Annotated in this window: 22 protein-coding genes; 8 read left to right on the top strand and 14 right to left on the bottom strand. The window is 64.3% G+C overall.

The window, feature by feature from the left end; genetic code table 11:
- Positions 1-124: 124 nt before the first annotated feature.
- From AB7Z56_RS22145 to AB7Z56_RS22125, 5 genes are all read left to right on the top strand, one after another.
- The gene (locus AB7Z56_RS22145; protein ID WP_354233559.1) at positions 125-1,051 is read left to right on the top strand and encodes an alpha/beta fold hydrolase; all 927 of its coding nucleotides are present in this window, start codon (positions 125-127) and stop codon (positions 1,049-1,051) included.
- A complete protein-coding gene (locus tag AB7Z56_RS22140; RefSeq protein ID WP_166341360.1) occupies positions 1,048-1,644 on the top strand; it encodes a hypothetical protein in 597 nt (198 codons plus the stop codon). The genes AB7Z56_RS22145 and AB7Z56_RS22140 overlap by 4 nt, the downstream gene beginning before the upstream one ends.
- A 92-nt stretch (positions 1,645-1,736) precedes the next feature.
- Entirely contained in the window at positions 1,737-2,384 is a 648-nt protein-coding gene (locus AB7Z56_RS22135) for a CoA transferase subunit A (RefSeq protein WP_038944143.1), read from the top strand.
- Between the two features lie 4 nt (positions 2,385-2,388).
- Positions 2,389-3,039: a 3-oxoacid CoA-transferase subunit B gene (locus AB7Z56_RS22130; protein ID WP_071913865.1), complete on the top strand. Its 651-nt coding sequence runs from the start codon at positions 2,389-2,391 to the stop codon at positions 3,037-3,039.
- Positions 3,040-3,052: 13 nt separating this feature from the next.
- Positions 3,053-3,511 carry a MaoC family dehydratase gene (locus tag AB7Z56_RS22125; protein ID WP_071913863.1) on the top strand — a complete coding sequence of 153 codons (459 nt, stop codon included), beginning with the start codon at positions 3,053-3,055 and terminating at the stop codon, positions 3,509-3,511.
- A 6-nt stretch (positions 3,512-3,517) separates the two neighbouring features.
- Here the strand turns inward: AB7Z56_RS22125 and fabI are convergent, their stop codons facing one another.
- Genes fabI through AB7Z56_RS22105 form a run of 4 tightly spaced genes read right to left on the bottom strand, consistent with a single transcriptional unit; the run spans position 3,518 to position 8,737 of the window.
- Positions 3,518-4,306 carry an enoyl-ACP reductase FabI gene (gene fabI / locus AB7Z56_RS22120; RefSeq protein WP_028147828.1) on the bottom strand — a complete coding sequence of 263 codons (789 nt, stop codon included), beginning with the start codon at positions 4,304-4,306 and terminating at the stop codon, positions 3,518-3,520.
- A complete protein-coding gene (locus AB7Z56_RS22115) occupies positions 4,303-5,517 on the bottom strand; it encodes an acetate/propionate family kinase (RefSeq protein ID WP_283016504.1) in 1,215 nt (404 codons plus the stop codon). The genes fabI and AB7Z56_RS22115 overlap by 4 nt, the downstream gene beginning before the upstream one ends.
- A gap of 5 nt (positions 5,518-5,522) precedes the next feature.
- Positions 5,523-6,485 carry a phosphate acetyltransferase gene (locus AB7Z56_RS22110; RefSeq protein ID WP_283016505.1) on the bottom strand — a complete coding sequence of 321 codons (963 nt, stop codon included), beginning with the start codon at positions 6,483-6,485 and terminating at the stop codon, positions 5,523-5,525.
- A 29-nt stretch (positions 6,486-6,514) separates the two neighbouring features.
- Complete coding sequence (locus tag AB7Z56_RS22105) at positions 6,515-8,737, bottom strand: DUF3141 domain-containing protein (protein WP_283016506.1); 2,223 nt, start codon at positions 8,735-8,737, stop codon at positions 6,515-6,517.
- A 151-nt stretch (positions 8,738-8,888) separates the two neighbouring features.
- On the opposite strand from AB7Z56_RS22105, the gene AB7Z56_RS22100 reads away from it, so the two are divergent.
- Positions 8,889-9,410: a GNAT family N-acetyltransferase gene (locus AB7Z56_RS22100; protein WP_283016507.1), complete on the top strand. Its 522-nt coding sequence runs from the start codon at positions 8,889-8,891 to the stop codon at positions 9,408-9,410.
- A 349-nt stretch (positions 9,411-9,759) separates the two neighbouring features.
- On the opposite strand, the gene AB7Z56_RS22095 is transcribed toward AB7Z56_RS22100, so the two are convergent.
- The 3 genes from AB7Z56_RS22095 to AB7Z56_RS22085 form a co-directional block, all read right to left on the bottom strand.
- Positions 9,760-10,083, bottom strand: a complete 324-nt coding sequence (locus tag AB7Z56_RS22095) for a hypothetical protein (protein ID WP_283016508.1) — start codon at positions 10,081-10,083, stop codon at positions 9,760-9,762.
- A 222-nt stretch (positions 10,084-10,305) separates the two neighbouring features.
- Positions 10,306-12,156, bottom strand: coding sequence for a dihydroxy-acid dehydratase (gene ilvD / locus AB7Z56_RS22090; protein WP_283016509.1), 1,851 nt, complete (start codon positions 12,154-12,156; stop codon positions 10,306-10,308).
- 201 nt (positions 12,157-12,357) lie between these two features.
- Complete coding sequence (locus AB7Z56_RS22085) at positions 12,358-13,227, bottom strand: VOC family protein (protein ID WP_441256412.1); 870 nt, start codon at positions 13,225-13,227, stop codon at positions 12,358-12,360.
- 917 nt (positions 13,228-14,144) lie between these two features.
- Between AB7Z56_RS22085 and AB7Z56_RS22080 the strand changes: the two genes are divergently transcribed.
- Positions 14,145-16,391: a TOMM precursor leader peptide-binding protein gene (locus AB7Z56_RS22080; RefSeq protein WP_283016511.1), complete on the top strand. Its 2,247-nt coding sequence runs from the start codon at positions 14,145-14,147 to the stop codon at positions 16,389-16,391.
- A 95-nt stretch (positions 16,392-16,486) separates the two neighbouring features.
- Positions 16,487-17,863: a SagB/ThcOx family dehydrogenase gene (locus AB7Z56_RS22075; RefSeq protein WP_283018873.1), complete on the top strand. Its 1,377-nt coding sequence runs from the start codon at positions 16,487-16,489 to the stop codon at positions 17,861-17,863.
- A 33-nt stretch (positions 17,864-17,896) separates the two neighbouring features.
- Here AB7Z56_RS22075 and AB7Z56_RS22070 read toward each other — a convergent pair whose 3' ends face one another.
- From AB7Z56_RS22070 to AB7Z56_RS22040, 7 genes are all read right to left on the bottom strand, one after another.
- The gene (locus tag AB7Z56_RS22070) at positions 17,897-18,757 is read right to left on the bottom strand and encodes an ABC transporter permease (RefSeq protein ID WP_283016512.1); all 861 of its coding nucleotides are present in this window, start codon (positions 18,755-18,757) and stop codon (positions 17,897-17,899) included.
- Positions 18,754-19,683, bottom strand: coding sequence for an ABC transporter permease (locus tag AB7Z56_RS22065; RefSeq protein ID WP_014495224.1), 930 nt, complete (start codon positions 19,681-19,683; stop codon positions 18,754-18,756). The genes AB7Z56_RS22070 and AB7Z56_RS22065 overlap by 4 nt, the downstream gene beginning before the upstream one ends.
- Positions 19,683-20,675: an ABC transporter ATP-binding protein gene (locus tag AB7Z56_RS22060; protein WP_208071328.1), complete on the bottom strand. Its 993-nt coding sequence runs from the start codon at positions 20,673-20,675 to the stop codon at positions 19,683-19,685. The genes AB7Z56_RS22065 and AB7Z56_RS22060 overlap by 1 nt, the downstream gene beginning before the upstream one ends.
- Positions 20,672-21,655 carry an ABC transporter ATP-binding protein gene (locus tag AB7Z56_RS22055; protein WP_166105807.1) on the bottom strand — a complete coding sequence of 328 codons (984 nt, stop codon included), beginning with the start codon at positions 21,653-21,655 and terminating at the stop codon, positions 20,672-20,674. The genes AB7Z56_RS22060 and AB7Z56_RS22055 overlap by 4 nt, the downstream gene beginning before the upstream one ends.
- A 3-nt stretch (positions 21,656-21,658) precedes the next feature.
- Positions 21,659-23,296 carry an ABC transporter substrate-binding protein gene (locus AB7Z56_RS22050; protein WP_208071326.1) on the bottom strand — a complete coding sequence of 546 codons (1,638 nt, stop codon included), beginning with the start codon at positions 23,294-23,296 and terminating at the stop codon, positions 21,659-21,661.
- Between the two features lie 30 nt (positions 23,297-23,326).
- Positions 23,327-24,142: a sugar phosphate isomerase/epimerase family protein gene (locus tag AB7Z56_RS22045; protein ID WP_063983251.1), complete on the bottom strand. Its 816-nt coding sequence runs from the start codon at positions 24,140-24,142 to the stop codon at positions 23,327-23,329.
- A 494-nt stretch (positions 24,143-24,636) separates the two neighbouring features.
- On the bottom strand, positions 24,637-26,670 hold the full coding sequence (locus AB7Z56_RS22040; protein WP_354233566.1) for an NAD(+) synthase: 2,034 nt from the start codon (positions 26,668-26,670) through the stop codon (positions 24,637-24,639).
- Positions 26,671-26,783 lie beyond the last annotated feature (113 nt).

The raw sequence follows: 26,783 nt of genomic DNA, 5'->3' as shown, positions 1-26,783 counted from the left end.
CCCTCCTGGCGGTATTTTGCGCGAACGCTAGGCTGGACCTCCTCCTGAGGTTTGATTTAGCTCAATGGAATCCTTGAGCCTGCCTTGAGGATCGTGGTCATCGTCACGCTGGCCGGTCCCCGCAATGCCCTTCCTCAGTCATGGCTCATATCGTATCCGCTATGAGCTCGACGGACCGGCGAATGCGCCTGCCTATGTGCTGGTCAACGGTCTCACGCAGTATTCCGAGCTTTGGGGCACGTATCGCGACACGCTAATCGCACGGCGGTTCCGGGTCGCTACCTTCGACCTGCTCGGCCAGGGCGTCTCCGACAAGCCCGCGCTGTTCATCGATCAGGACGACCACATCGCCGTGCTGCATCGCCTGATCGGCGAGCTTGGCGACGGTCCGGTCTTCCTCAGTGGCATCAGTTTCGGTGGCTTGATCGCGCTGCGCTATGCCATCGAGCATGGCGCGCGGCTGTCGGGTCTTGTACCGATGAGCTGCTTCGCCGAGCTTTCGCCACAACTGCTACTGATCGGCAACGCCTTGCGCACCGGCCTCATTCTGGGCGGCACCGGCTACCTCCAGGATCTGTTACTGCCGATGAACCTGTCTGATCAGTGGTTGAAGCCGCTGCTGGACAAGCTCGACAACGTGAAGCGGCAGGGCTGGCTGGTCAACGACGTGTACGCCCTTCAGAACCTGATGGAGTCTTTCCTCGACTTCAAGCCGCTGACGCCGCGGCTTTCCTCAATATCCGTCCCAACGATGATCCTGAACGGCGAGTTCGACTTCCTCACGCCGCGGGCGCTGCACGAGACGTTGCGTGTGGAAATTCCTGACAGTGCGCTCGTCATCATCCCGAGGGCCTATCACGCCTTCACGCTCGAAAAGGCTGCACTAACAGCCGACCTGTTGGCGCGCTTCGCCGAGGACGTGTTGGCTGGCCGCTGGCAGGGCAACAAACAGGTCTTGATCGCGCCGGAAGAGGCCGGCGGGGACTTTTCGCCGTTTCCCGCCGGCTATGACCATCTGCGCGCGATTCCGGTGCAGAGGCCAGCAATATGAGCGCGTTCTTCGGACCGCTGCAAGCCGACGGACGCGTGCCGCCGCGCCAGCAGACGCGGGTCGCCGCGTTCCTGGTTTCTGCGCATGGTGCGCTGGCACGGCAATTCGCGGTCGCCCTGCCCGCGAGATTCGATGCCGCCTGGCAGACCGAATTGAACGCGCAGTTCTATCGCGAGAGCGAGATCGTCTCGCTTCTCATGCGCGCGACCGCGTGGGTCCCGGACCTCGCGCTGGGCCCCATGGCGGCATCCTGGGAGATGGCCTGGCTTCCCGCCCCGATCGAAGGCATCGCCGATCACACCCGCGCGCAGACCATTCACCTCGCGACGCTCGCACATGCGGTCCATGCCGGGATCCGGCCGGCGGCCCTGCTGCCGACGGAAGCGAACGCGAACGATCCCTTCGTGATGGCGCTGCGCCGCATCGAGTTCGAGAGCGGCCGGCTGTTGCAGGCGCAGATTCTGTTCCTGAAGGGCCCGGACCTCCTACCTTTCCGGGACGCCGTCAGCGCGACGCTCGAACGGCGGCACGCCGAGGTGCGCAGGCTCTGGCACGAGACCCTAGCAGGCGTCGGCGTTGACCTGCGCGAATGACCCGGCAACCTTGACGCAGATCAAGGCCGAGAGTCTGCCCGCCCCCAACATCGATCCAGTATTCACCTGCACCTCCGACCGGAGTTCCGCCCATGAAGGCCGTTTCCGTCGAAGAAGCCGTTGCGATGATCCCGGCCGGTGCGAGCGTCATGGTCGGCGGCTTTATGGGCGTCGGAACCCCGGAGCGCCTGCTTGACGAACTCGTGCGGCAGAACAAGACCGGCCTGTCTCTGATCTGCAATGACGCCGCTACTCCCGGCAAAGGCGTCGGCAAGCTGTTCGACGCTACGCTGGTCTCAAGGCTGACGGCAACGCATATCGGCCTCAATCCGAAGGCGCAGCAGCAGATGCTCGCGAACCAGATCGCCGTCGATCTCGTGCCGCAAGGCACCTTCGTCGAACGCATCCGCGCGGGCGGATGTGGCCTCGGCGGGGTGCTGACGCCGACGGGCGTCGGAACGCTGGTTGCCGAAGGCAAGCGTCAGATCGAGGTGGATGGCAAGCCGTTCCTGCTGGAGACGGCATTGCGGGCGCAGTACGCGCTGGTTCACGCGTTTCTCGCCGACTATCTCGGCAATCTCGCTTACGCGCTGACCTCCCGCAACTTCAACCCGGTCATGGCGATGGCTGCCGACACGGTCATCGTCACTGCAGAGAACATCGTGCCCGTCGGTGTCATCGCGCCCGATCACGTCGTGACCCCGGCGCCGCTCGTCGATTACCTGATTACCAACGGGTGAGATCATGGACCCGCAGATCATCATCGCCCGACGCGTCGCCAGGGAGTTGAAGAGCGGAAACCTCGTCAATCTCGGCATCGGCATTCCGACCTTGGTTGCGAATTACGTTCCGGCCGATTTGAAAGTCTTTTTTCAGTCGGAGAACGGATTGATCGGCACCGGGCCGATTCCCGAACAAGGCATGGCGCATCCGACGCTGACAGACGCCGGCGGCCGCCCCATTAGCGCGCTCCCAGGTGCGGCGACCTTCGACAGCGCGATGTCGTTCGGACTGATCCGCGGCGGCCATGTCGACGTCACCGTGCTCGGCGGCCTCCAGGTCGATGCGCATGGGCTTCTCGCCAACTGGATGATCCCGGGCAAGATGGTGCCGGGCATGGGCGGGGCGATGGACCTCGTCAGCGGCGCAAAGCGGGTCATCGTCGCCATGCAACATGCAGCGAAGGGCAAGTCGAAGATCGTCAAGACATGCAACTTGCCTCTGACCTCGGCGCGCCCGGTTCATCTGGTCGTGACCGACATGGCGGTCATCGGTTTTGCGGACGGCAAGGCGACGCTGCTCGAGACCGCCCCAGGTGTCAGCGTTGGCGAGGTTGTGGCGGTGACAGAGGCCGAATTGGTCATTCCTGACAACATCCCGGAAATGACGATCTAACGAGGTCACGACCATGCGGATATTCAGCGACTTCAACGAGATCAAATCCGCGGTCGGCACCGAGATCGGCGCGAGCGACTGGATCGAAGTGACCCAGGATCGGATCAATAAATTCGCCGAAGCAACCTGTGACGAGCAATGGATCCATGTCGACCAGGACCGCGCCAGGAAGGAAGCGCCCGGCGGCACCACCATCGCTCACGGCCTGCTGTCGCTCTCGCTTGCTCCGCTGTTCATTCGATCCGTGATGGGCTTGAAAGGGCTGCGCAATACGCTGAATTACGGCGCGGATCGCATCCGGTATTTGGCGCCGGTGCCGGCCGGCTCAAAGCTCCGCGGCCGGGTCACCGTCGCTGAAACCGAGGACGTGCCGCCGGACGGCTTGCGCGTCAACTATCATCTCGTGATCGAGATCGAGGGCGGCAAGAAGCCCGCTTGTGTCGCCGAGCTGATCGCCCTCCACTATCGCTGAGGGCGGTCAGTCGATGATGTGATACCCGCCATCGATATAGAGAACGCCCCCGGTGATCAGCTTGGCGCCATCCAGCGCCAGGAACGCAGTGGCGTTGCCGACGTCGTCGATGCTGACCAGGCTGCGCGCCGGCGCTTTAGACTGCGCCTTGTCCATGAGCTCGTCGAACTCCGGGATACCTGACGCCGCGCGCGTGGCGAGCGGGCCGGGCGAGATCGCGTGCACGCGGATGCCCTTGGGGCCAAGCTCGGCGGCCGCGTAGCGGACGGCCGCTTCAAGCGCCGCTTTCGCCACGCCCATGATATTGTAGTTCTCCACCACCATCTGGCTGCCATAATAGGTCATGGTGAACATCGTGCCGCCGTTCTTCATCAGCGGCTCGGCGAGATGCGCCATGCGCAGGAATGACCAGCAAGAGACGTCCATCGTCTTAAGGAAGCCATCGCGACCGACGTCCACCACGCGGCCATGGAGTGCCTCCTTCGGCGAGAAGGCGATCGAATGCAGCAGGAAATCGAGCTGTCCCCATTCCTTCGTAATCCGCTCGAACACCGCCTCGGTCTGCCCCTCCGTCATCACGTCCAGCGGCATGAAGATCGGCGCTTCCAGTGCCTGCGCCAGCGGCTCGACGTGTTTCTTGGCGCGATCGTTGAGATAGGTGACGGCCAGATCGGCCCCAAGCGCACGAAATGCCCTCGCGCACCCCCAGGCAATGGACTGGTCGTTCGCGATGCCGACGACGAGGCCCTTCTTGCCCTTCAGGGCAACCTTTGTATCCGGGAACACGGGGATCATGACACCCTCTCTTGTCTTGGATTGGTCGATTGTCCGTTCATCAACAGCGACAGCGTATGCTGTGCGATCATCAGCTCTTCGTCGGTCGGCACGACGTAGACGGGGATGCGGCTGTCGGAACGCGAGATCAATCTGGAATTGCGGGAGTTCTCGACGGGATCGAGCGTGACGCCGAGCCATCCGAGCTGCTCGACCACGCGCGCGCGAATGTTCGCCGAATTCTCGCCGATCCCGGCCGTGAAGACGAAGGCGTCGAGGCCCTGCAAGGCGGCCGCGAGCATGCCGGCACTGAGACCGATCCGATAGACGAAATAGTCGACCGCGAGCTTCGCCTTGGGGTCCGCGCTCGCCTCCAGCTCGCGCATGTCATTGCTGACACCGGAGAGCCCCTTCAATCCGCAGTCGCGATAAAGGAAATTCTGCACGTTTGAGGCGGACATCCCTTTCTCGGAGATGAGATAGATCACCACCCCGGGATCAATCTGCCCTGGACGCGTTCCCATCGGGAGGCCATCGAGCGCCGTGAAACCCATGGTGCTCTCGACGCTGCGCCCGTCCTTGAGCGCACACATCGACGCGCCGCTGCCGAGATGGGCAACGATCACGCGCCGCTTCGCGATATCGGGCGCCACGCCCGGCAGCGTCCGGGCGATATACTCGTAGGACAGCCCATGAAAGCCATAGCGCCTGACACCCTCGGCATGAAGTTGATGCGGAATAGCATAGTGGTCGGCGACGGCATCATGCGTGCGGTGAAATGCGGTGTCGAAGCAGGCAACCTGTGGCAGCGTCGGGAAATTCGCCAGCAGCGAACGGATCGGCGCCAGATTGTGGGGCTGGTGCAGCGGCGCCAGGGTCACAAATCGTTCGAGACGGGACACGACGCCGTGGTCGATCAGTACTGGCCGCGAATAGTCCGGCCCGCCATGCACGACCCGGTGACCGACCGCGATCGGCGTGACGCGAAGTTCGTCCCGCAGCCAGTCGCCGGCAACGGCCATCGCCGCCGGAACATCAGGCACAGCCTCGATCGGATAGGCCCGATCGGCCATCGGATCGCCGCTCGGGCCACTTGCCCGCAGACGCGGTCGGCTGCCGATACCGTCCATCTGTCCCTTGATCTGACGACGAAGCGCACCGTCGCCTTCGATCGCGTAGACCTGAAACTTCACACTGGACGAGCCGGCATTGACGACGAGGATCGTATCCATGGCGATCACGCGGCAACCGTCGGCGCCTTCTGACGCCGGGCATGAGCATAGAGCGCGGCGACCGCACAGGACGCCATCCGCGCACGTGGGGAATCCGCGCGCGAGGTCAGCACGACGGGCACGCGCGCACCGAGCACGATGCCGGCGCCATCGGCCTTGGCGAAATAGGCGAGATTTTTGGCCAGCATGTTGCCGGACTCCAGGTCCGGAACCATCAGGATCTGAGCGCGGCCGGCGACCTCGGATGTGATGCCCTTGATCCGCGCGGCTTCCAGATCGATGGCATTGTCGAAAGCCAGCGGGCCGTCGAGGATGCCGCCGGTGATCTGGCCGCGATCGGCCATCTTGCATAGGGCAGCGGCTTCGATGGTCGAGGGGATTTTCGAGGTCACGGTCTCGACGGCAGACAGAATCGCGACCCGCGGCGTCTTGCCGAACCCTGCCTGATTGTAGAGGTCGATCGCATTCTGAATGATGTCGCGTTTGGCGTCGAGATCGGGGAAGATGTTGATCGCCGCATCCGTCACGAAGATGGTCTCCGCGTAGACAGGCACGTCCATCACGAAGACATGGCTGATACGCCGGTCGGTGCGCAAGCCACCGGTCTTGGCCGTGACGGCGCGCATCAATTCGTCGGTGTGCAGGCTGCCCTTCATCAACAGCTCGCCTTTGGCGGCATGGATGAGCTCGACGCCCTTGGCCGCGGCTTCGTCGCTGTGCGCGGCATCAACGATCTCGAAGCCGGACACATCGAGATCGCACCGGGCGGCGGTATCCTTGATCTTCCGCTCGGGCCCGACGAGCACGGGCCGGATAATGCCGGCGCTTGCGCTGTCGATAACACCGCGCAGCGAGGTCTCGTCGCAAGGATGCACCACGATAGTCGGCGTTGGCGGCGCGCCCTTCGCCGCCGCAATTAACCGATCATACTTGCTGCCGGGCTGGGTTTGCGTCGTGTCGGCCGACATGATGTCACTCCCGATCCTGCCAATCCGCGTTACGACGCCCGTGCCTTGGGATCGAAAGGGGCGACGTTCGATGTCAACTCCGCCTCTCCGTCCAGACCGAAGAGCGCGGCGACGCGCTTCAGGCGATTGGCCCGCTCGCCGGTGATGTCCTCACTCGCCGACAGCACCTCGCGCATCGCCGCGAAGGCCGCACGCCGCTGGTTGGTGTCGTCGGGCAACAATTTCGGGATCGCAGCGAGAGCACCTTCGCGATCAAGAAGCAGCATGAAGAACTGCTCACGCACCAGCGTCTTGAATTCCGACAGCGTCATGCGGGCGCCGGCATGGTCACGCCGAACCTGCCGCAACGCCTCGATGCTGCGCTCATCAACCATGCCGCGTGCGGAACCAACATAAAGCAGCGCACGGAGGGCCGCTTCGCGGAGTCCGCCCTCACCGATGTGCGATTTTAGCTCGGCGATCCGTGCCGCGAGCATGGCACGATGCTCCGGCGACATCTCCCGGTGGCGCGAGGGCACGGAATTAGGGTCGACGCCGACCGCGGCCTGGAGCAGTGGTGAGCCGTAGAGGTTGAGGAAGACGGCCTCGCTCAGCGCCTCCTGCGCGTCGCGCCAGCTATCCAGCGCGTGCACGATCTGCTTCGACATTTGTTCCTGGAATGACAGGAATGGATTGTCCTTTGAAACCGGCTTGCGGTCTGTCTCGACACGATCTGCAGCCGATTTGACCGTGGACATCCAGGGGTTCTGGCTGCTGAACGCCTCGTATTGCAGCCGCAGCGGATGCATGTTGCGGGCCCATTCCGCGAGTTGGGGCGTCACCATGCCCTTCACCCACGGCCGCAAGAATTTTTGATAGGCCGCGAGATTTAGCTCCGAGACACGCTTGGCCGCAGCGAAGCGCCGCTCATCCTCGGGCGAATTTCCGCCCATTGCGCGGATATCGTCCAGCGTGCGGGCCTCGCAGCGCATCACCCACTGGCCAGCCGCAAGATCCGCATTGAGCGTCTCGTTGCCACGGGCCTCGAACGTGGCCTCGTAGAGTCCTGGCGGCAGCACGTCGATCAGATCGATGTTACTTGAGAACTCAGCGTGCTCCTTCTTGGCCACGCCGCCGGATACGAAGATCCCGAGATGGCCGATGCTCTCGTGAACCGTATAAACAATAGTCTGTCCGTAAGCTCTGATCTCGTCGACGTCGGCGTAGCAGTCCAGGATCCAGTCCAGCGCCTGTTGCGGCGGGGTGACATTGTCGCCCTTGGAGCAGAACACCACGATCGGCGAACGAATGTTGCGCAGATCGACCTTCTGGCCATCGGACATATCGATCCGACCGGCGGCGAGATTGTTGCCGATGAAGAGTTCGTCGACGATGAACTGGATTTCCTCGGCATTGAGATTGACGTGTCCGCCCCACCAGCGCTCGAAATCGAGATAGCGTTCCGCCTCGGTATCGACCTTGGAGTAGACGTTGTACTGCTTGGTCCAGAGCGTATTCGACGGGTTCTGGTTCTCGAAATTCTGTACCAGCCAGGCACCGTCGAACTTGCCGGCACCGAGATCGCTCGTGAGCGCCGTGAGCCAGCTTCCGCCCAGCAGGCCGCCGGAATAGCGCATGGGGTATTTGCCATGCACGCCTGCCCAATAAGCCAGCGGCGCACCGGCGATGATCAGCGGCCCGAATAATTCCGGCCGCAGTGACGCCAGGATCATGACGGCCCAGCCGGCCTGACAATTGCCGATCACACAGGGCTTTCCGTCGGCGTCCGGATGACGGCTGATGACCGTCTCGATAAAGATCGCTTCCGCGCGCGCAATGCGTTCGATGGTTTGCCCGGGCATAGGCTCCGGAAGGAAGCCGATGAAGTAGCAGGGATGCCCCGCCTTCATGGCGACGCCGATCTCGCTATCGGCCTTGAAGCCGCCGATGCCGGGTCCATGGCCGGCGCGCGGATCGACCACGACGAACGGCCGCCGGCTCATGTCGATCTCAACATCCTTCGGCGGAACGATGCGCACCAGCGCGTAGTTGACCGGTTCGTCCAGCTTCCGGCCGTCCGTGACCAATTCAGCAGCATATTGCAGCACATGCGGCGCGGTCTGGGCGACGTGATCGCGGTACTGGTCGCCGCGCTGGCGCATGATGTCCAGGAACAGGACGCTGCGCTGTCCCGCATCGACCATGTATTCCACGGCCGAGGCGACCAGCCCCGACATCGGGCCATCAGGCAGCTTTAAGTCTTTGATCGCCATGTTCGACCTCGTCGTCGCGCGAGGTCATTCAAAAAGGTCGGCGGTCGCTGACGTTGATTTAGGTCAACGGTTGGTGACGGCGTTCGCGTCAATCGGGATCGACCAACCGCCCCGCGGGGGCACGCCGCAATCGGGCCGCGGGAGAGCTTAAGTGCCGGATGCAGCAAATTACAGCCGCCAGGAGAGACTACGCGACGGACGATTGGTCGATATCCGGGCGCTTCGTCCCGAGGATGAGCCCGACATGCTTGCCGCGCTCGAGGAGACCAGCGCTCAATCGCTCCAACGCCGCTTCTTTGTGACGAAGCGTCATTTTTCCGAACGGGAACGCGCTTTCTTCATGGAACCCGATTTCAGAAACCACGTGGCGCTGGTTGCGTGCACGGAAGAGGCGAGCCGCAGCATGATCATCGGCGGTGGTCGCTATGTCATATTCGAGCCTGGACGGGCCGAAGCAGCTTTCGTCGTGATCGATGCCTGGCAGGGACGCGGCGTTGGCGGGCTGCTGACGCACCATCTGATCGCTATCGCCCGCGAGGCCGGTTTGACGGAGTTGACCGCGGAAGTGCTACCGGAGAACGCAGCGATGCTCCGCGTCTTCGACAAGTTTGGCTTCAAGCCCGCAACGATCCGCGAACCCGGTGTAATTCACATGGCATTGAAGCTGTCCTAATACGCGGCCGGCACGGGAGCTCCAGCATCGAGAGAAATGGCGGCGGCGCGTCGCGCCACCGTCCGTTGGTACCGGCACCTCCAAACGCGCGCCCTCACCCCAAGCCTGAATTTTCCGCCGCACGTGATCTGTCAGGCGAGCGTCAGCCTGTTCGTCTAGCTTCGCAACATGTCGGCCGCCGACACACGCCGCCCCTCAGCAATCCCGGACACTGGCGACACCGCCCAGGGCGTCGCCGGTTGCGAGGCCCGGTTGGATTCGCGTCCATTTCCGGGCCTCGTTTGCTGCCTCAAAAGAAAACGGCGCCCCCAAAGGAGCGCCGCCCGAAACTCTTCGTCGCTGCGTTGGCTCAGTAGCCGCAGGACGCGCAGCCCATCTGCACCGGCGCGTAATAGGAATAGCCGGGCGAAACCATCTCGACGCGCTGGCGCGTGGCGTATTGCGGCGGGATGCGTTCATACTGGACGCTCGGCGGTGCCACCATCACGGTCTGCGGCACCATCACGGTGCGGTACTGCGCCGGCGCGCGGTGCGCGACGGTCGCGCCGGGCGACACCATCACGGTCTCGTCGACGGTGCGGTATTGCGGCTGCACGTATTGCTGCTGGTAGCAGGTCTGGCACGGCGGTGGCGCGTAGCAATTGTAGCAGCCGGCGGAGGCCGCGCTCGTCATGGAAATCGCGGCGACGACTGTTGAGAAAGCGATAGCGAGAGTACGAGACATTGTGGTGGTGCCCCAGTTGCCCAAAATGGATTTGCGAAGGTCGCGAGCAGTATACGCTGCAACATCCCGAGTTGCCGAACTTCGTCGAGGCATCCTTAATGCGAACGGCCGGCTTTCGCCGGCCGTTCAGAACTTGTTGACTATGCGCGCGAGGCGCGGACGGTGCAGCGCTTACTTCGTGCGCCGCTTCACCTCGCGCACGGCACCGCGCGCAGCGCTGGTGGTGAGCGCAGCGTAAGCCTGCAGCGCGGTCGAGACGTTGCGCTTGCGGCCCACAGCCTGCCAGGCGGCATCGCCCTTGGCCTCTTCCGCCGCGCGGCGCTTGGCGAGCTCCTCGTCGGAGACTTCCAGCGTGATACTGCGCTTCGGGATGTCGATGGCGATGCGGTCGCCGGTGCGCACCAGACCGATGTTGCCGCCTTCCGCCGCTTCCGGCGACAGATGGCCGATCGACAGGCCGGACGAGCCGCCGGAGAAGCGTCCGTCGGTGACGAGCGCGCAGGCTTTGCCGAGGCCCATCGATTTCAGGTAGCTGGTCGGATACAGCATCTCCTGCATGCCGGGGCCGCCGCGCGGACCTTCGTAAATGATGACCACGACCTCGCCGGCGACGACCTTGCCGCCCAAAATGCCTTCCACAGCGGCGTCCTGGCTTTCGAACACGCGCGCGGGGCCGGAGAATTTCAGGATCGAGGCGTCCACGCCCGCGGTCTTCACGATGCAGCCGTCCTGCGCGAGGTTGCCGTAGAGCACGGCGAGGCCGCCATCCTTGCTGAAGGCATGCTCGAGGTTGCGGACCACACCCTTCTCGCGATCGCTATCGAGCTCGTCGTAACGGCGCTCCTGGCTGAAGGCGACCTGCGTCGGGATGCCGCCGGGAGAAGCGCGGAAGAACGTACGGACAGACTCGCTCTTGGAGCGCTTGATGTCCCAGCGCTCCAGCGCGTCGTTCATGGTCGGCGCGTGCACGGTCGAGACCGAGGTGTCGATCAGGCCGGCGCGGTCGAGCTCGCCCAGAATGCCCATGATGCCGCCGGCGCGATGCACGTCCTCGACATGGACGTCGGCGACCGATGGCGCGACCTTGCACAGCACGGGTACGCGGCGCGACAGCCGGTCGATGTCCTGCATGGTAAACTCCACCTGCCCTTCATGGGCCGCCGCCAGCAGATGCAGCACGGTGTTGGTCGAGCCGCCCATGGCGATATCCAGCGTCATCGCGTTCTCGAACGCCTTGAAGTTGGCGACGTTGCGCGGCAGCACGGAGGCATCGTCCTGCTCGTAATAGCGGCGCACGATATCGACGATGGTGTGGCCGGCCTCGACGAACAGGCGCTTGCGGTCGGCATGGGTGGCGACCACGGTGCCGTTGCCGGGCAGCGCGAGGCCAAGCGCTTCGGTCAGGCAATTCATCGAATTGGCCGTGAACATGCCCGAGCAGGAGCCGCAGGTCGGACACGCCGAGCGCTCGATCACCTTGACGTCCTCGTCGCTGACCTTGGAGTCGGCGGCCGCCACCATGGCGTCGATGAGGTCGACGGCCTTGGTCTTGCCCTGCAGCGTGACCTTGCCGGCCTCCATCGGGCCGCCCGAGACGAACACGGCGGGGATGTTGAGCCGCAGCGCGGCCATCAGCATGCCGGGCGTGATCTTGTCGCAGTTGGAGATGCAGACGAGGCCGTCGGCGCAGTGCGCGTTGGCCATGTATTCGACGCTGTCGGCGATCAATTCGCGCGACGGCAGGCTGTAGAGCATGCCGTCATGGCCCATGGCGATGCCGTCATCGACCGCGATGGTGTTGAATTCCTTGGCGACACCGCCGGCCTGCTCGATCTCGCGGGCGACGAGCTGGCCGAGGTCCTTGAGGTGGACGTGGCCGGGGACGAACTGGGTGAACGAGTTGACGACCGCGATGATCGGCTTGCCGAAATCGGCATCCTTCATGCCCGTCGCGCGCCAGAGGCCGCGGGCGCCCGCCATGTTGCGGCCGTGGGTGGTGGTGCGGGAGCGATAGGCTGGCATGGCGGTTTCCGTCCTCGGTTGGGTCAGCCGGGCGGAAAAATGGAAGCCGCCTCAGGCCTTTCCGGCCGGATAGCGCACGGGCTGGGCGCGCGCAACGGGAACTTGCCCCGAAACGGCCCGGATCGGCCCAGCGCAGGCCTCCCCTGCTCCCGGCGCGGGTTATTGCAGGGTCGCGCCAGCGCCGGACGGACGCTGCAGCAGCTAGCGCTTCGGCTTGGGCAGCACAATTCTCCCCTGGGAGGCAACGCCGCCCCACTTGGCGGACCACCCGACTTCCGAGGCCGAGAATGGCTCGATGCCTGCATGCCCCCCGGCACCCTGCAGTGCAAACAGGGCGCCTTGGGGATCCACACATCGTGCGATCCAGCAGCCATCAGGCAATTCGATCGGACCCTGGAGGATCCGGCCTCCACCAGCATTCACATGCTTCGTCGCCGCGCCGATGTCGTCGACATTGAAGTAATGCAGCCAACATGGCTGCGCTACGCTCGAAAGTTTCGTCAGCATGCCGCCGACCGTTTGCCCCCCCGCCGAAAACAATTGATACCAGTCCGCTGGATCGGTTTGAGCGTCAGCCTTCTGCCAACCAAATAGTTTGCTGTAGAAATCGAAGATCACGGTCCGGTCGGCGGCCAATAGCTCATGCCAGCCTACGCGCCCCGGCTCGTCCAGCCGGCCCGGTTTCCATCGGCCATATGTCGGTTTCTCGATCAGCCCGAACGTCGCTTTCTGCGGATCGGCAGCGACTGCTATTCGGCCAATATTGGTGTCGGTCGGCGGCACAAAGATCGCGCCTTCGAGACGCCTGATCTGCGCGGCAGCCCCGTCCAGGTCGTCGACAGCGACGTAACCCATCCATCTCGGCGTTGCCCCCGATCTCCGCCCCTCTTCCGGGATATCCATAAGGCCGCCCAGCGGGATGCCGCCGCTACGAAGCACCGTGTAAGGCAGTTCCGGAGTCGATTCATCCTTCACGCCCCAGCCGACGACCTTGCGATAGAATGCGCCCGCCGCCGCGACGTCCGTGGTCAGCAGTTCGTACCAAGCGAAACGTCCGAGTTGATCCGCCACGCCGATCTCTCCGTTCAAACCTGGAAGCGATTGCGGCACTGCACCAAGTTGCACGCGCACCGAGAGCGTGGATCGTTGACGCGTTGTGTCAACCGGCCGTGCTGATTGCCGTTCATGAAGATGAATACATCCCGAACGTGCAGCGCCGCGCTTTTGTGCGCGTAATTGTTGCCCGCGTTATTTCCTGGGCGTAGACTTACCGCGGCTGGGATACTTCTTGCAATGCTCGGAGGTTCGACCATGCGGCAGGCGAAGAAGACTTCTAAAGGGAAGAAGCGAGTAAGCAAAGTCGCCGTGCCGGCGTTCGGAGCCGCAGGGTTGACGTTCTCGCTGGCGGGAGGCGCATCGGCGTCCGCCGTGCCGACACCCGACGTACAACAATTGCCGCACCTTGGAACGGGCCAGGCAATCACGCTCGATGAAGAGGAAATGGCTGACGTCAGCCTGGCCACCTTCCATCTCTTCGACAAGGAAAACGCCGGTAGCCGCGTGCAGCTGGCATGGCGCGGATGCGGCGGTTGCCGCGGCTGCGGAGGCTGTCGGGCTTGCCGTGGTTGTCGATGTGGCGTCGGTTGCCGATGTGCGGGTTGTGCAGTTGGCTGTGCTGTCGGCTGTGGCGTTGGTGTGGTGGGATGCGCCGTATCATGCGCGGGTTGCTGCGCATCGTGGGGCCGCTGCCGCGTGTGCTAGACCCCGGCGCATTCCGAATGTCAAATTCACGGGTTGATAGGTCATTGGCCGGCCTCAAGAAAGGGTCCGGCCAATTGCTTGAATTCGCTACGACGCTTGCATCGGCGGCTTGCGGGTGACGGCTGAATTCGTTTCAATTCTCTGGGAAAATGCCGGCGCGCGGTCGCGACGATCCATCTTGCGCCGGGGATCTAGCGTGACGGCAACAGGATCAGCGTGCTGACTCAATGACTGCAACTCGCAAGACCCGCGTTGCGCGGCAGACCCGCAAAGACATTCTCCGATTTGCACCGAATTTCACCGCTTACTTGCTGCCTCCCGATGCGGTTTGTCTCTATTCCGAGAACCGCAAATTCTTCCTGCACGGCGAGCTCTACTGCGCCCTCGCCAGTGCGATCGGGCAACACGGCAAGGCCAGGTCGGAGATCATTCGCCAGCTTTCGAAGCGCTTCCCGGCCGACAAGATCGAGGAAGCAATCAAGCGGCTGCTCGATCGCCGATATGTCGTTGCGCGGACCCCGAAAGCGTTCGACGACGCCGTCGGCGGTTTCCTGGCAAGCCTCGGCATGCCCTTGGAGATCGCCGAACAAAATCTTCGCAATTGCCCCGTTCAGGTCGAGTCGATTGACGTCAAAGGCGCCAAGGAGCTGACCGCGGCCTTGGGTAAGCTCGGCGTTCAAATCGCCAAGCGCTCGCCGAAGCTCACGATCACGCTGGTGAACGATTATCTTGACGGGCGACTTGCCGAACTGAACCAGGAACGCGTGGCCGGCAAGACGTCCTGGTTGCTGGTACAGCCGTCCGGCGCGTTTCCGCTGGTCGGGCCCATGTTCAAACCGGGCGAGAGCGCCTGCTGGACCTGCCTGTTCGATCGCATGATCCGCAACCGGGAGATCAAGGGGTTTCTTGACCGGGGACCGGCGCGTGCGGTTGCCATGTCGCCTCTCGTCAGAGAAAGCGTCGGCAAGACTGGAATCCATTTTGCGGCAGTCGAGATCGCCAAGGCAATTGCCTCGGATTTTCGCACCGATTTGTGCGATCACATCGCAAGCTTAGACCTGACCGGCGCCGCCATCGCCAAGCACTACGTGACGCGACGTCCGCAATGTCCGACCTGCGGCAGCAGGAAGCTGAACAACCCGCGCCGATCTCCGGCCCTGGTCGAGATTGCCGAGGGCAAGAGACTCGTCATGACCAGCGGTGGATATCGCACCGTGACGTCGCGGTCGACGGTGTCGCGCTTCCGCAAGCATGTGAGCCCGCTGACCGGCGTGGTCACCCGGCTCGAGCGGATCGACGTCGACCTGCCGATGAACACCAATTACTTCGCCCAGCACAATTTCTCCGCGCCGGCCCACAGCATCGACCAGCTCAGGTCCGGATTGAGCGGCGGCAGTTTTGGCAAGGGCTCGACCGCCGAGCAGGGTGAAGCCAGCGCGCTGATGGAATCGATCGAACGCTATTCGGGCATTTTCCAGGGCGATGAGATCAGGACGACGCGCCGCTTCATCGATTTCGCGCCTGGCGACGCGCTTCTTCCCAACGACGTCCAGCTCTTCAGCGAAACGCAGTTCAAGACCAGGTTTCTGCAGCAGCCGGACGATCCCCATCCGGTGCCCGAGCCGTTCGATCCCTCGACGAGGACCGAGTGGTCGCCGGTCTCGTCGTTGCGCGACAAACGCTTCAAATATCTGCCGACCGGCCTCCTGTACTTCTTCTATGGCGGCTTTCATACGGATTCCAACGGCTGCGCGGCCGGCAACACCCGCGACGAAGCCATCGTTCAGGGCTTCCTCGAACTGATCGAGCGCGATGCCTACGCGATCTGGTGGTACAACCGGGTGCAACGCGCCGAGGTCGATCTCGGGCAATTCGACGATTTCTATGTTCGGGATCTCCAGGCTCAATTTGCGGAAGCCGGGCGCAAGCTCTGGGTGCTCGACATCACCACGGACCTCGGCATTCCGACTTACGTGGCGATCATGCACTGGATGCAGAATGGACACGAGAATATCGAGTTCGGTTCCGGCGCGCATTTCGACCGCCATATAGCGCTGCTGCGATCCCTCACCGAACTGACCCAATTTATGTCCGTCGGCATGATGGGCGGCGCAAGCGGCGAGAAGCCGACCCTCGACGGTGTCACGCCGCTGCGCCTGGAAGACTACCCGTTCCTGACACCGAGCGACCACCCGATCGTCCCCCCAGCGCCGAGCCTCAAGCTTCACGACAATACGCGTGACCAGGTCATTGCCTGCGTCGAGATCGCCGCCCGTGCAGGCTACGATTTCCTCGTCCTCGACCAGACACGTCCCGACGTCGAGGTTCCGGTCGTCAGAGTCCTCGTTCCCGGCCTGCGTCATTTCTATCGCCGTTTCGCACCGGGTCGCCTTTACGATGTGCCGGTGAAGCTCGGATTGTTGGACCGGCCGCGACCGGAAAGCGATCTGACTTCATTCCTTCCACACACCTGAAGGGTTGCTCTTTCGTGCGCGCTCCCCGGAAAAAGCCGACCAGGAAGATCGCGCCAGACATTGCCGCCCGGTTGAGCCATCATTTCTCCCTCCAGATGCAGCCGGACGGAAACATCACCGCCATTCTGGGCGACTATTCCGTCAACCTCGGACAATTCAGCGCGGCCGCGATGGACTGCGCGCGACATCTGAGCACCGGCCTTCCGCTCGCGTCCTTTGCGGGCAAGAGCGCCCTCGCGAGAGACGTCGACGCCCTGGTACGTCGCCTGGCCCGGCAGGGGCTTCTGGAATACCGCCTCTCCTCGTCGCGTAACACGCAGGACTTCGTGGTCATCGAGCCCCAAGTCCCCGAATACTGGCCGCGGCGCGCGAAGCTGGGCAGTCGTGACACCATTGTGCTATCGCGCTTTGCCTTTCTCCGTCGGCGCGGCAACGAGCTGGTGCTGGAATCGCCATGCGCCGGCGCGTTGTTCCGGATTGGCGATCCCGCCATCGCCGCCACCCTTGCGGCGCTGTCGCAGCCCCGGAAGATCGGCAAGCTCAACCAGAAGGTGGCTTCCTCCACCCTCCATCTGCTCGAACTGTTGCTGGACAGCCAGATCCTGCTCAAGCTCGATGCGAAAGACGGACAAGGCCTGCGGGTGAACGAAGGCGACGGCAACCTCGTACTCTGGGATTTCCACGATCTGGTGTTTCACACGCGGAGCACGGAGGGTCGGCAAGCCAATCCGGTCGGCGCCGCCTTCACCTATGCCGGCATCGTTCCGCCGTCGCCAGCGGTGCGTCCGCCCTGGGCCGGCAGCAAGATTGACCTGCGCAAATTCTCCTCCCCGGAGCCGAACTCCCGCTTCCCGAAGCTGTTGCGCGAACGCCATTCAACGCGGGATTTCGACGACAAGAATCCGGTCACGCTCGGCGAACTCGCGCAGTTTCTCGACACCAGCGCGCGCGTCTTGTCCGAGTGGAAGAGCGAGCCGTATTTCGAAGGCGGTTCCGACGTCACCTACAGCACAAGGCCTTATCCGTCGGCGGGCAGCGCGTACGAGCTGGAATTGTACCTTACCGTCGCGAACTGCGACGGGCTTGCGCGCGGGCTCTACCACTACGATGCAGGGAGCCACGCGCTAGTCGCGATCAGCGCCTCCCCCCAACAACTCCAGGCGCATTTGGCGGCTGCCCAGTTCGCCATGGACGCGCCGGGTCAGCCACAAATCCTCATCACGATCGCGGCGCGTTTTGGGCGGATCTCCTGGAAATACAGCTCAATCGCATATTCGCTGATCCTGAAGGATGTCGGCAGCCTGATTCAGACGCTCTACCTGACGGCAACCGATATGGGCCTCGGCGGCTGCGCCATTGGCAGCACCAACATCGATCTGTTCGCGAAAATGACGGAGTTGGAATTCCATATCGAGGGCCCGGTCGGTCAATTCGCGCTCGGGCGCGGCAGGACGCCGGAGGTCCAAGGCTAGAAGCGGGTGTCCGACGGCGTCAGGCCAGTCGCCCTATTGCAAGGTCGGATCGAGCCGGTCGCGCAGCCAGTCGCCGATCACGGAGACGGCCAGCGTGGTGATCACGATGGTGGTCGCCGGCGCCAGCATGATCCAGGGCGCCCGGGTCAGGTACTCCCGGCCATAGCCGACCATGTTGCCGAGGCTGGTCATCGGCGGCTGCACGCCGAGGCCGAGGAAGGACAGGCCGGATTCCATCAGGATCACCTCGGGGAAAACCAGCGTGGTCGAAACGATCAGGGTCGAGGCGATGTTGGGCAGGATGTGGCGCAAGTAAATCCGCGACGGCGTCGCACCGAGCTGGCGGACGGCCGCGGCATAGCCTTGCGCATTGGCGGAGATGGCGAGGCCGCGGGCGATGCGGGCATAGCGCTCCCAGCCGAACAGCCCCATCAGGCCGATCAGCAGCGGCAGCGAATTGCCGAAGAAGGCGAGCACCGCGAGCGCCATGATCAGGAACGGCATGCTGGCCTGGAAGTCGGTCAGCATCAGCACGAACTGCTCGACGGCCCCGCGGAAATGCGCGGCAAGGAAGCCGAGCGTGGTGCCGACGATCGCCGAGATCGCGGTCGCGCCGAAGGCGATCAACAGCGAGATGCGGATCGAGACGAGGAGCCGCGACAGCACGTCGCGGCCAAGCTCGTCGGTGCCGAGCCAGTGCGCGACATTGCCGGGAGCAGCCAGCCGGTTGCGCAGGTCGAGCTGGGTGAAGCTGTAAGGCGCGATTTTCTCGGCGAACGCCGCGATCACTAGCATCGCCACGATCCAGGAGATCGCTAGCCCGACCGAGACTGGAATGGCCGGCAGGCTGATGCGGCGGCGGACAGCCGTATCCTTCAGCGTCGCATCGGTCATGCGTGCGCTCCCTTGGCGCGGAGGCGCGGATCGAGGAAGCCGTAGAGGAAATCGACGATCAGATTGGACGTGACCATGGTCATCGCGACCAGCAACAGGATGCACTGCACGACGGCGAGGTCGCGGTTGGCGACGGCGACGACCAGCAGGCGCCCTACTCCCGGCCAGGCAAACACGCTCTCGACCACGACCGCACCGGCGATCAGCGTGCCCACCATGAAACCGAGAATGGTGACGGTCGGGATCGCCGCGTTCGGCAGCGCATGCGACGTCACCACCTTGCGCCACGGCACGCCCTTGGCCGAGGCGGTGCGGATATAGGGCTGGCCCAGCACCTCCAGCATGGCGCTGCGGGTGAAGCGCGCCAGCACCGCGGCGCCGCCGAGGCTGAGTGTCACGATTGGCAGGATGGCGTGACGCCAGCTGTCCTGCCCGCCCGACGGCAACCAGCCGAGCTGAACGGCGAAGACGAGCACGAGCAGCAGCGCAAGGACGAAACTCGGCACGGTGAAGCCGGCGACCGCCGTCATCATCACGGCGCGATCGATTCCCGAGCCGCGGTGCAGCGCCGCGTAGATGCCGGCGGGAATGCCGAGGGCGACCTTGAAGAAGAAGGCCGGCAGCGTCAGCGCCAGCGTTGCCGGAATCCGCTCCAGCACGAGCTCGATCGCCGGTCGCCCGTCGCGCATGGAGCGGCCGAGCTCGCCCTTGGCGATGGCGCCGAAGTAGTCGAGGTACTGGAACCAGATGGGATCATCGAGCCCCCAGGCCTTACGGAAAGCAGCGAGCACTTCCGGCGGCGCCTCAGGTCCCAGGATCATCAGCGCGGGATCGCCGGAGAGGCGCAGCACAACGAAGGCGAAGGTGACGACGAGCACGATCGTCAGCGCCGCGCGTCCAATCCGAATGGCAAGGTAGCGTCCCATCAGGCCGCGTCCCGCGTCTCGGCCTGCGGCCCCGTCACGAGATGGCAGGCGACTTGCCTGTCACCGCTGACGGCCGACAGCGCCGGGACCTCGCTCGCGCAGCGCGCGATAGCGCGCGGGCAGCGCGGATGGAAGGCACAGCCTTGGGGCCGCGCCGCCGGGTTCGGCGGATCGCCTGCCAGCACGATGCGGCCCGCGCTGCGGCGGCCGGGCGCGGGTGACGCCGAGACCAGCGCCTGCGTATAGGGGTGTTCGGGACGCGCGAAGAGATCATCGGCGCTGCCGATCTCGACGATGCGGCCGAGATACATCACGGCGACGACATTGCTGATCTGCCTGACAACGCGTAGATCGTGGCTGATGAACAGCAACGTCAACCCGAGCTGCGCCTGGAGATCGCAAAGCAGGTTCACCACCTGCGCCTGGATCGAGACGTCGAGCGCACTGACCGGCTCGTCGCAGACGAGGAAATCGGGCTTTGTCGCCAGTGCCCGCGCCAGCACAATACGCTGACGCTGGCCGCCGGAGAGCGCGCCCGGATAGCGCGCGCCATGCGCCGGCGTCAGCTCGACGGCGCGCAGCAATTCGCGGACACGCTCCTCGCGTTCGGCCGGCGTGCCGAGACCGTGAATGTCCAGGGGTTCGCGGATCTGGGCTGCGACCGGCAACCGCCGGTCCAGCGCCCCCAGCGGATCCTGGAAGATCATTTGCATGCGCGCCCGCTGCGCGCGCCACGCCTTCGTGCCTGGCGCGGCCATCATCTTGCCGTCGAACCGCACCTCGCCGCGATCGGGCGGCTCGAGGCCAAGCACGATACGACCCGTGGTCGATTTGCCCGAGCCGGACTCGCCGACGAGGCCCAGTGTTTCGCCCTTGCGGATCGCAAGTGACAAGCCGTCGACCGCGTGAACCGCTGTGCTGCGGCCGAACATCCCGGAGCGCATCGCGTAGCTGCGCGAGATCGAGGACATCTCGACGAGCGGCCCGCTCATTCGGCGGCGATCCCGAGCAGCGCACGGCGCGAAGCTTCAGCCCGGATGCAGGCGACCACGCGATCATTCGCGATCGGCGCCAGGCTCGGCACGGCAAGTCCGCACGGCTCGGCCGCCAGCGCGCAGCGCGGCGCGAAGGCGCAGCCGCTTGGCATGTGCGCGGGATCGGGAACGGTCCCCGGAATGGCCGTGAGACGTCGACGCGGTCCGTCGAGCGGCGGCAGTGCGCCGATCAGGCCCTGCGCGTAGGGATGCACCGGATCGGCAAAGAGCTGATTGGCGGGCGCCTGCTCGACGATGCGGCCGGCATACATCACGGCGACGCGGTCGCAGTTTTCCGCGACGACGCCGAGATCATGGCTGATCAGCACCATCGCCATGCTCATCTCGCGGCGGATGGTCGAGAGCAGCTCCAAAATCTGCGCCTGGATGGTGGCGTCGAGCGCCGTGGTCGGCTCGTCCGCGACGAGGAGATCGGGATTTCCGGCCAGCGCCATCGCGATCATGATGCGCTGGACCTGGCCGCCCGAGAATTCGTGCGGATAGGCTTCGAGCCGCCGCGCCGCATCGGGAATGCCGACGAGATCGAGCAGCCGCCGCGCTTCGGCTCTCACCGCCTCGCCCGAGAGAGCGCGATGCAGCGCCAAAGCCTCGCAGAGCTGCTTGCGAATGGTGAGCACCGGATTGAGTGCGCTTGCGGGGTCCTGAAAAATCATGGCGACCCGCCCGCCCCGCACCCGGTCAAGCTCACCCGTGGGTGCGCCGAGGATTTCGCGTCCGTCGAGCCGCACGGAGCCCGAGACTTTTGCATGCCGCGGCAAGAGGCCGAGCGCAGCAAGCCACGTCACTGACTTGCCGGAGCCGGACTCGCCGACGAGGCCGAGAGCCTCGCCCTTCTGCAAGGTGAGATCGACGCCGCGCAGGACCGGGACGCCGTTGAAGGCGACGCTGAGGCCCTGGATGCTGACCAGCGGCGTCACCACTTACGCCTCGAAATTGCCGGCGCGGAAATCCATCGCGAATGCCGGCGACGCCTTCCACTTGATCGACTTCGGCTTCGCGGTGAAGGTCGCGTTCTGGTGCAGCACCGTATAGGCGGGATCCTCGCGCTCGGCGATCTCCAGCATGCGGCGGAACGCCTTCTTGCGGGCGGCCCGGTCGGTCGAGGTCTCCAGGAACTCCGAAAGCTTGTTCAGTTCGGCGTTGGTCCACTCGCCGATCTGCTGCTGCTGGCCGTTCGGGCCGTGCTGGGCGACCAGCGACGAGACGGGATCGTTGAAGGCAGCCGAGTTCGACCAGTCGCGTACCGCGCGGGTCGGCGCGCGTTCCATGATCTGCGACCAGTTCTCCTTGGTCTCGATCTGGACGTTGAGGCCGACCGACTTCCACATCTCGACCAGCACCTGGGCGGTCGCAACCTGGTTGGTGTAGTAGTTGTTGAGCAGGCGATAGGGAATCGGATCGCCCTTGTAGTTGGCCTGCTTCAACAGATCCTGCGCGAGCTTCGGATCGTAGGCCGGCACGCTCCAGTCGGCGTTGAACATGTCACCGTAGAATTCCCACTGCAGGCCCTTCGGCACGCGGGTCCGGCCCGCCCACAGGCTGTCGACGATCGCCTGGCGGTCGATCGCGTGGGTGAAGGCGCGCCGCACCAGGGGATTGGCGAGCACGGCGTGGTTCTTGTCGAATACGGTCAGGCGGTGATTGAGGATGGTGCCGCCCTGCACTTCGAACGCTGCGTTCTTCTCGATTCCGGCAATCTGGTCCGGCGGGATGTCGCAGGCGAACTGGTATTCGCCCGACAGCAGGCCGTTGATGCGGCTCGCGACCTCGGGCACTTCGAGGAAACGGATGCGCTTGAGCGGCGGCCGGCCACCCCAATATTCGTCATGCGCCTCGAGGGTCAGCGACACGTCGGGCTTGAGTTCGACGACCTTGTACGGGCCCGTCGTGATCGGCTTGCGCGCCCAGTCGAGATAGCTCGCGGACTGCTCCCAGGCGCGGCGGTTCATGATGTCGGAGCCGTAGCGCGACAGCCGGCCCTCGATCGTGACGTCGGGCGTCGCGTTGTAGAAGCGCACCGTGTACTTGTCGACGGCATCGACGCGCACGAGGTCCGGCCAGATGCGGCGGGCAACCGCCGGCACATCAGGCGGCAGTTCCTTGCCCGGGCGCGGCGTCGGGATCTTCTCGAAGGCCTGGATGGTGGAACGGCTCTTGGCCTCGGTCTCGCCGAACATGCGCTCGCGGCTGAAGGTGAAGACGACGTCTTCGGCCGTCAGCTCGTCGCTATTGTGGAACTTCACGCCCTGGCGCAGCTTCACCTCGACGGTCTGGTCGTCGATGCGACGCCACTCGGTGGCGAGGCCCGGCACGGCCTCCAGGCTGCCACGCCAGTTCTTGGAGATCAGGCCCTCCCAGATCGAGGAGAAGAACACGCGCTCGCCGACGTTCGATTGCTCGCGCAGCACGTCGAGCACGTTCGAATTCGTCACCTTCTGCACGGCGATCGTCACCGACGGACGGTTGTCCGCCTGCCCGATCGCGAAGCGCGGCAGGAGAAGCGTGCCCGCGGCAGCGCCGCCGGACTTCAGGATGGTGCGACGGGTGAGTTTGCTCATGACGATAAGCCCTGACCTTTGTGATGCCGGTTATTCAGCGAGACCGAGCGCGGCCAGATGGGCTGCGCCGGCGCGAACGTCGTCGTGATTGCGGAGTTCGAGGATCAGCCGCGGGTTGGAGGTCAGCCGGCCCAGAGCGCGGAACACGGCCACCCACGGGATGTTGCCTTCGCCCGGCGCCCAGTGCCGGTCGGCAAAGCCGTCGGTGTCCTGGAGGTGCACATGCGTCAGCATGTCGCCGGCGGTCTCGACGTAGTAATCGACCGGCGGTGCGCCGGTGGAGATGTGGGCGTAGTTGGCGTGGCCGGTATCGAGGGAGACGCGGACCTTGTTGCTTTCGAGCGCCTTAGCGAGGCGCACGCGGTCGCGCGGATCCTTGTCCTCGATGTTCTCGATGACGACCTCGCAGCCGATCGTCTCGGCGCGCGCGATCACCTCGGCAAGCGTCGTCTTGACGCGTTCGACGAGATTGCCGCGGTTATCGGGATAGAGGTCGAGATTGTTGTGGTCCCAGGTCGTGAACGGTGAATGGATCACCATCTGCGTCGCACCGAGGAATTCCGCGGCATCGAGGCCCTGGAGCAGGCGCTTCGTCACCGCCTTGCGGATCAAGGGATCATGGCTGTCGATCTTGAAGCCCCAGAACGGGCCGTGAATGCCGAGCCGGCCGGTATGGCCCGAGAGCATCTGCTTGATCTCGCTGGCCGCACTCCGCCAATCGCCGTCGAGCAAATCCGCGCGGAAAAAATCCTGGATTTCGAGATCGCGCTGCCGTTCCAGAAGCCAATCTCGGTGAGCAGGGATCGATTTGATGGACAATGCTGCGCCCAGCACCGGCTTCGACATGGCTTGCTCCTTGACCGTCAGCGATGACGGGAGCAGCGCTAGACCAGTTAAGTGACAGGCCCGTGAAATGCAGGTGCCGGGGCGATGCGCTGATGTGGACATCCCCGCCGATCGCCTGCATCGAATTCAGGCAGCAGTGATCGCAGCAGATGCGGACGAATGCACCAGCGTGCAGCATCAAGCGCGTTCGTGTCCGTAGTGATCCGGAATGGAATCCTAACCATACTTCGCGTACATCGCGCGCATCGATCGGCGGCCTTCCAGGGGCATCACCTTCTGATCGCGCTACATGGGGTTGGGGGACCGCATGGGGCGGGGGGATCAAAGGCTGGGGCAAGGTGACGAGGTCCGGACTCCTAGGCACTCCGGACCTCGGCACTTTCTAGATTGAACGCAATTTCGCGCCGCCGGCCTTATGGGCCGCGCGGCGCGAAGTCGTTCTGGAGCTACCCTGCCCGCGTTCTGGAGCTACCCTGCCCGATCAGCCGTCTCAATCACTTCGGAACGTTCCGCTCGAGATCCTCAAGCCATGCCGCAGCGCTGGAATCCGACGGCGCGCGCCAGTCGCCACGTGGCGACAACGAGCCGCCGGCCGAAACCTTCGGCCCGTTCGGCATCGCCGAGCGCTTGAACTGGCTGAAGGCGAAGAACCGGCGCAGGAACACCTCCAGCCAGCGCCGGATCTCCGGCAGATCATAGGCCCTGCGCTTATCGGTCGGGAACGCCGGCGGCCATTCGCCCTTGGCGACATCATTCCAGGCGTGCTGCGCCATGAAGGCGATCTTGGAGGGCCGCATGCCGAACCGCAGCGTGTAGAACAGGTTGAAATCCTGCAGCTCGTAGGGCCCGACGGAAGCTTCCGTGCTCTGCGGCTTCTCGCCGGGCTTGACCGGAACCAGCTCGGGCGAGATTTCGGCCGACAGGATCGACGTAAGCGTCCGGTTGACGTCGTCGCTGAACTGTTTTGAGGCGATCACCCAGCGGATCAGGTGCTGGATCAGCGTCTTCGGCACCCCGGCGTTGACATTATAATGCGCCATCTGGTCGCCGACGCCGTAGGTGCACCAGCCGAGCGCGAGCTCCGAGAGATCGCCGGTTCCAATGACGATGCCGCCATGATGGTTGGCGAGCCGGAACAGATAGTCCGTGCGCAGGCCCGCCTGCACGTTCTCGAACGTGATGTCGTAGACCTTCTCGCCCTTGCCGAAGGGATGACCGATGTCCTTCAGCATTTGCGTCGCCGTGGGACGGATGTCGAGCTCCTGCCACTCCGTCTGCAACGCCTTCATCAACGCCAGTGCGTTGGTCTTGCTCTCGCTGCCGGTGGCAAAGCCCGGCATCGTGTAAGCCAGGATGTTGCTGCGCGGCAGTCCGAGCAGGTCGACCGCCTTGGCGGCGACGATCAGGGCGTGGGTGGAGTCGAGCCCGCCCGAGACGCCGATCACCACGCGCTTGGTTCCGGTCGCGCGCATGCGCTGCACGAGGCCGGCGACCTGGATGTTGTACGCCTCGTAGCAATCCTGCTCGAGCAGGGCTTCGTCGCTCGGCACGAACGGGAAGCGCTCGATCTGGCGCAGGAAGCCGATGTCGGTGGCCGGCGGCTTCAGGGCGAAGGTGATCCTCCGGAAAAAGGCTTCGCGTTGCCGGCGATTATCGTCGAACGTGCCCATCAGCGCGCGTTCCTGTCTGAGCAGATCGAGATCGACGTCGGCCAGCGTGATCTGGCCGTCCTGGCGGAACCGCTCGCCCTCGGCCAGCAGCACGCCATTCTCATAGATCGAGGTCTGGCCGTCCCAGGCCAGGTCCGTGGTCGATTCCCCTGCTCCGGCGGCTGAATAGACGTAGGCCGCAAGACAACGCGCCGACGTCGATTGGCACAGCAGTGCGCGCGAGCGCGCCCGGCCGATCGTGATCGGGCTGCCGGATAGGTTGATCAGCACGCTGGCGCCGGCAAGCGCGAGTTCGGATGCCGGCGTCACCGGAATCCACATGTCCTCGCAGATCTCGACGCCGATGATCAGGCCTGGAACATCCTCGGCCGCGAACAGGAGGTCGACGCCGAACAGTGCATGCAGCCCGCCAAACGCGATCGTCTCTCCGGCGATGCCGGCGCCGGAAGCGAAATGCCGTCCCTCGTAGAATTCGCGATAGGTCGGCAGATAAGACTTGGGCACGACGCCAAGGACGTTGCCGCGATGAATGACGACGGCGCAATTGTAGATGCGATGACCAAAGCGCAGCGGCGCGCCGACGATCAGGACGGTCATCAGCGCCGAGGACGCCTCGACGATCGTGACAAGGCCGCGCTCGACCGCATCGAGCAGCGGGTCCTGCTTGACGAGATCCTCAATCGCGTAGCCGGACAGGCACAGCTCCGGAAAGACGGCGACCGCCACCGACTGTTCATGGCAAGCGCCTGCCGCTGCCAGGATCGCCTTCGCATTGGCCGTGGGATCGGCCACGTGGGAGGCGGTGACACAGGCCGCCACGCGCGCAAATCCGTGGGCGTAGATCGAGTGGAAGCTCATCGAGCGCGGTACCCTTAATCTTGTCGCGGCCGCAGCCGCCAGTTCCGGATGATATGTAACCCATCGACCGGGCCCCGTGCAGGCCATCCGCCGTCATGCATAACGGATTTGCG

The sequence above is a fragment of the Bradyrhizobium sp. 482_C4_N1_8 genome, assembly GCF_052075965.1.
Taxonomy (GTDB): domain Bacteria; phylum Pseudomonadota; class Alphaproteobacteria; order Rhizobiales; family Xanthobacteraceae; genus Bradyrhizobium; species Bradyrhizobium barranii.
This window is presented reverse-complemented; position numbering and strand designations above follow the sequence as displayed.

What these genes read in the sequence shown, in the direction of transcription:
- AB7Z56_RS22110 (WP_283016505.1), bottom strand. Translation starts at nt 6,485, where the DNA reads ATGTCGGCCGACACGACGCAAACCCAGCCCGGCAGCAAGTATGATCGG.
- AB7Z56_RS22105 (WP_283016506.1), bottom strand. Translation starts at nt 8,737, where the DNA reads ATGGCGATCAAAGACTTAAAGCTGCCTGATGGCCCGATGTCGGGGCTG.
- ilvD (WP_283016509.1), bottom strand. Translation starts at nt 12,156, where the DNA reads ATGCCAGCCTATCGCTCCCGCACCACCACCCACGGCCGCAACATGGCG.
- AB7Z56_RS22060 (WP_208071328.1), bottom strand. Translation starts at nt 20,675, where the DNA reads ATGAGCGGGCCGCTCGTCGAGATGTCCTCGATCTCGCGCAGCTACGCG.
- AB7Z56_RS22045 (WP_063983251.1), bottom strand. Translation starts at nt 24,142, where the DNA reads ATGTCGAAGCCGGTGCTGGGCGCAGCATTGTCCATCAAATCGATCCCT.
- fabI (WP_028147828.1), bottom strand. Translation starts at nt 4,306, where the DNA reads ATGATCCCCGTGTTCCCGGATACAAAGGTTGCCCTGAAGGGCAAGAAG.
- AB7Z56_RS22135 (WP_038944143.1), top strand. Translation starts at nt 1,737, where the DNA reads ATGAAGGCCGTTTCCGTCGAAGAAGCCGTTGCGATGATCCCGGCCGGT.
- AB7Z56_RS22080 (WP_283016511.1), top strand. Translation starts at nt 14,145, where the DNA reads ATGACTGCAACTCGCAAGACCCGCGTTGCGCGGCAGACCCGCAAAGAC.
- AB7Z56_RS22130 (WP_071913865.1), top strand. Translation starts at nt 2,389, where the DNA reads ATGGACCCGCAGATCATCATCGCCCGACGCGTCGCCAGGGAGTTGAAG.
- AB7Z56_RS22115 (WP_283016504.1), bottom strand. Translation starts at nt 5,517, where the DNA reads ATGGATACGATCCTCGTCGTCAATGCCGGCTCGTCCAGTGTGAAGTTT.
- AB7Z56_RS22070 (WP_283016512.1), bottom strand. Translation starts at nt 18,757, where the DNA reads ATGACCGATGCGACGCTGAAGGATACGGCTGTCCGCCGCCGCATCAGC.
- AB7Z56_RS22095 (WP_283016508.1), bottom strand. Translation starts at nt 10,083, where the DNA reads ATGACGAGCGCGGCCTCCGCCGGCTGCTACAATTGCTACGCGCCACCG.
- AB7Z56_RS22075 (WP_283018873.1), top strand. Translation starts at nt 16,487, where the DNA reads ATGCAGCCGGACGGAAACATCACCGCCATTCTGGGCGACTATTCCGTC.
- AB7Z56_RS22040 (WP_354233566.1), bottom strand. Translation starts at nt 26,670, where the DNA reads ATGAGCTTCCACTCGATCTACGCCCACGGATTTGCGCGCGTGGCGGCC.
- AB7Z56_RS22145 (WP_354233559.1), top strand. Translation starts at nt 125, where the DNA reads ATGCCCTTCCTCAGTCATGGCTCATATCGTATCCGCTATGAGCTCGAC.
- AB7Z56_RS22050 (WP_208071326.1), bottom strand. Translation starts at nt 23,296, where the DNA reads ATGAGCAAACTCACCCGTCGCACCATCCTGAAGTCCGGCGGCGCTGCC.
- AB7Z56_RS22065 (WP_014495224.1), bottom strand. Translation starts at nt 19,683, where the DNA reads ATGGGACGCTACCTTGCCATTCGGATTGGACGCGCGGCGCTGACGATC.
- AB7Z56_RS22140 (WP_166341360.1), top strand. Translation starts at nt 1,048, where the DNA reads ATGAGCGCGTTCTTCGGACCGCTGCAAGCCGACGGACGCGTGCCGCCG.
- AB7Z56_RS22125 (WP_071913863.1), top strand. Translation starts at nt 3,053, where the DNA reads ATGCGGATATTCAGCGACTTCAACGAGATCAAATCCGCGGTCGGCACC.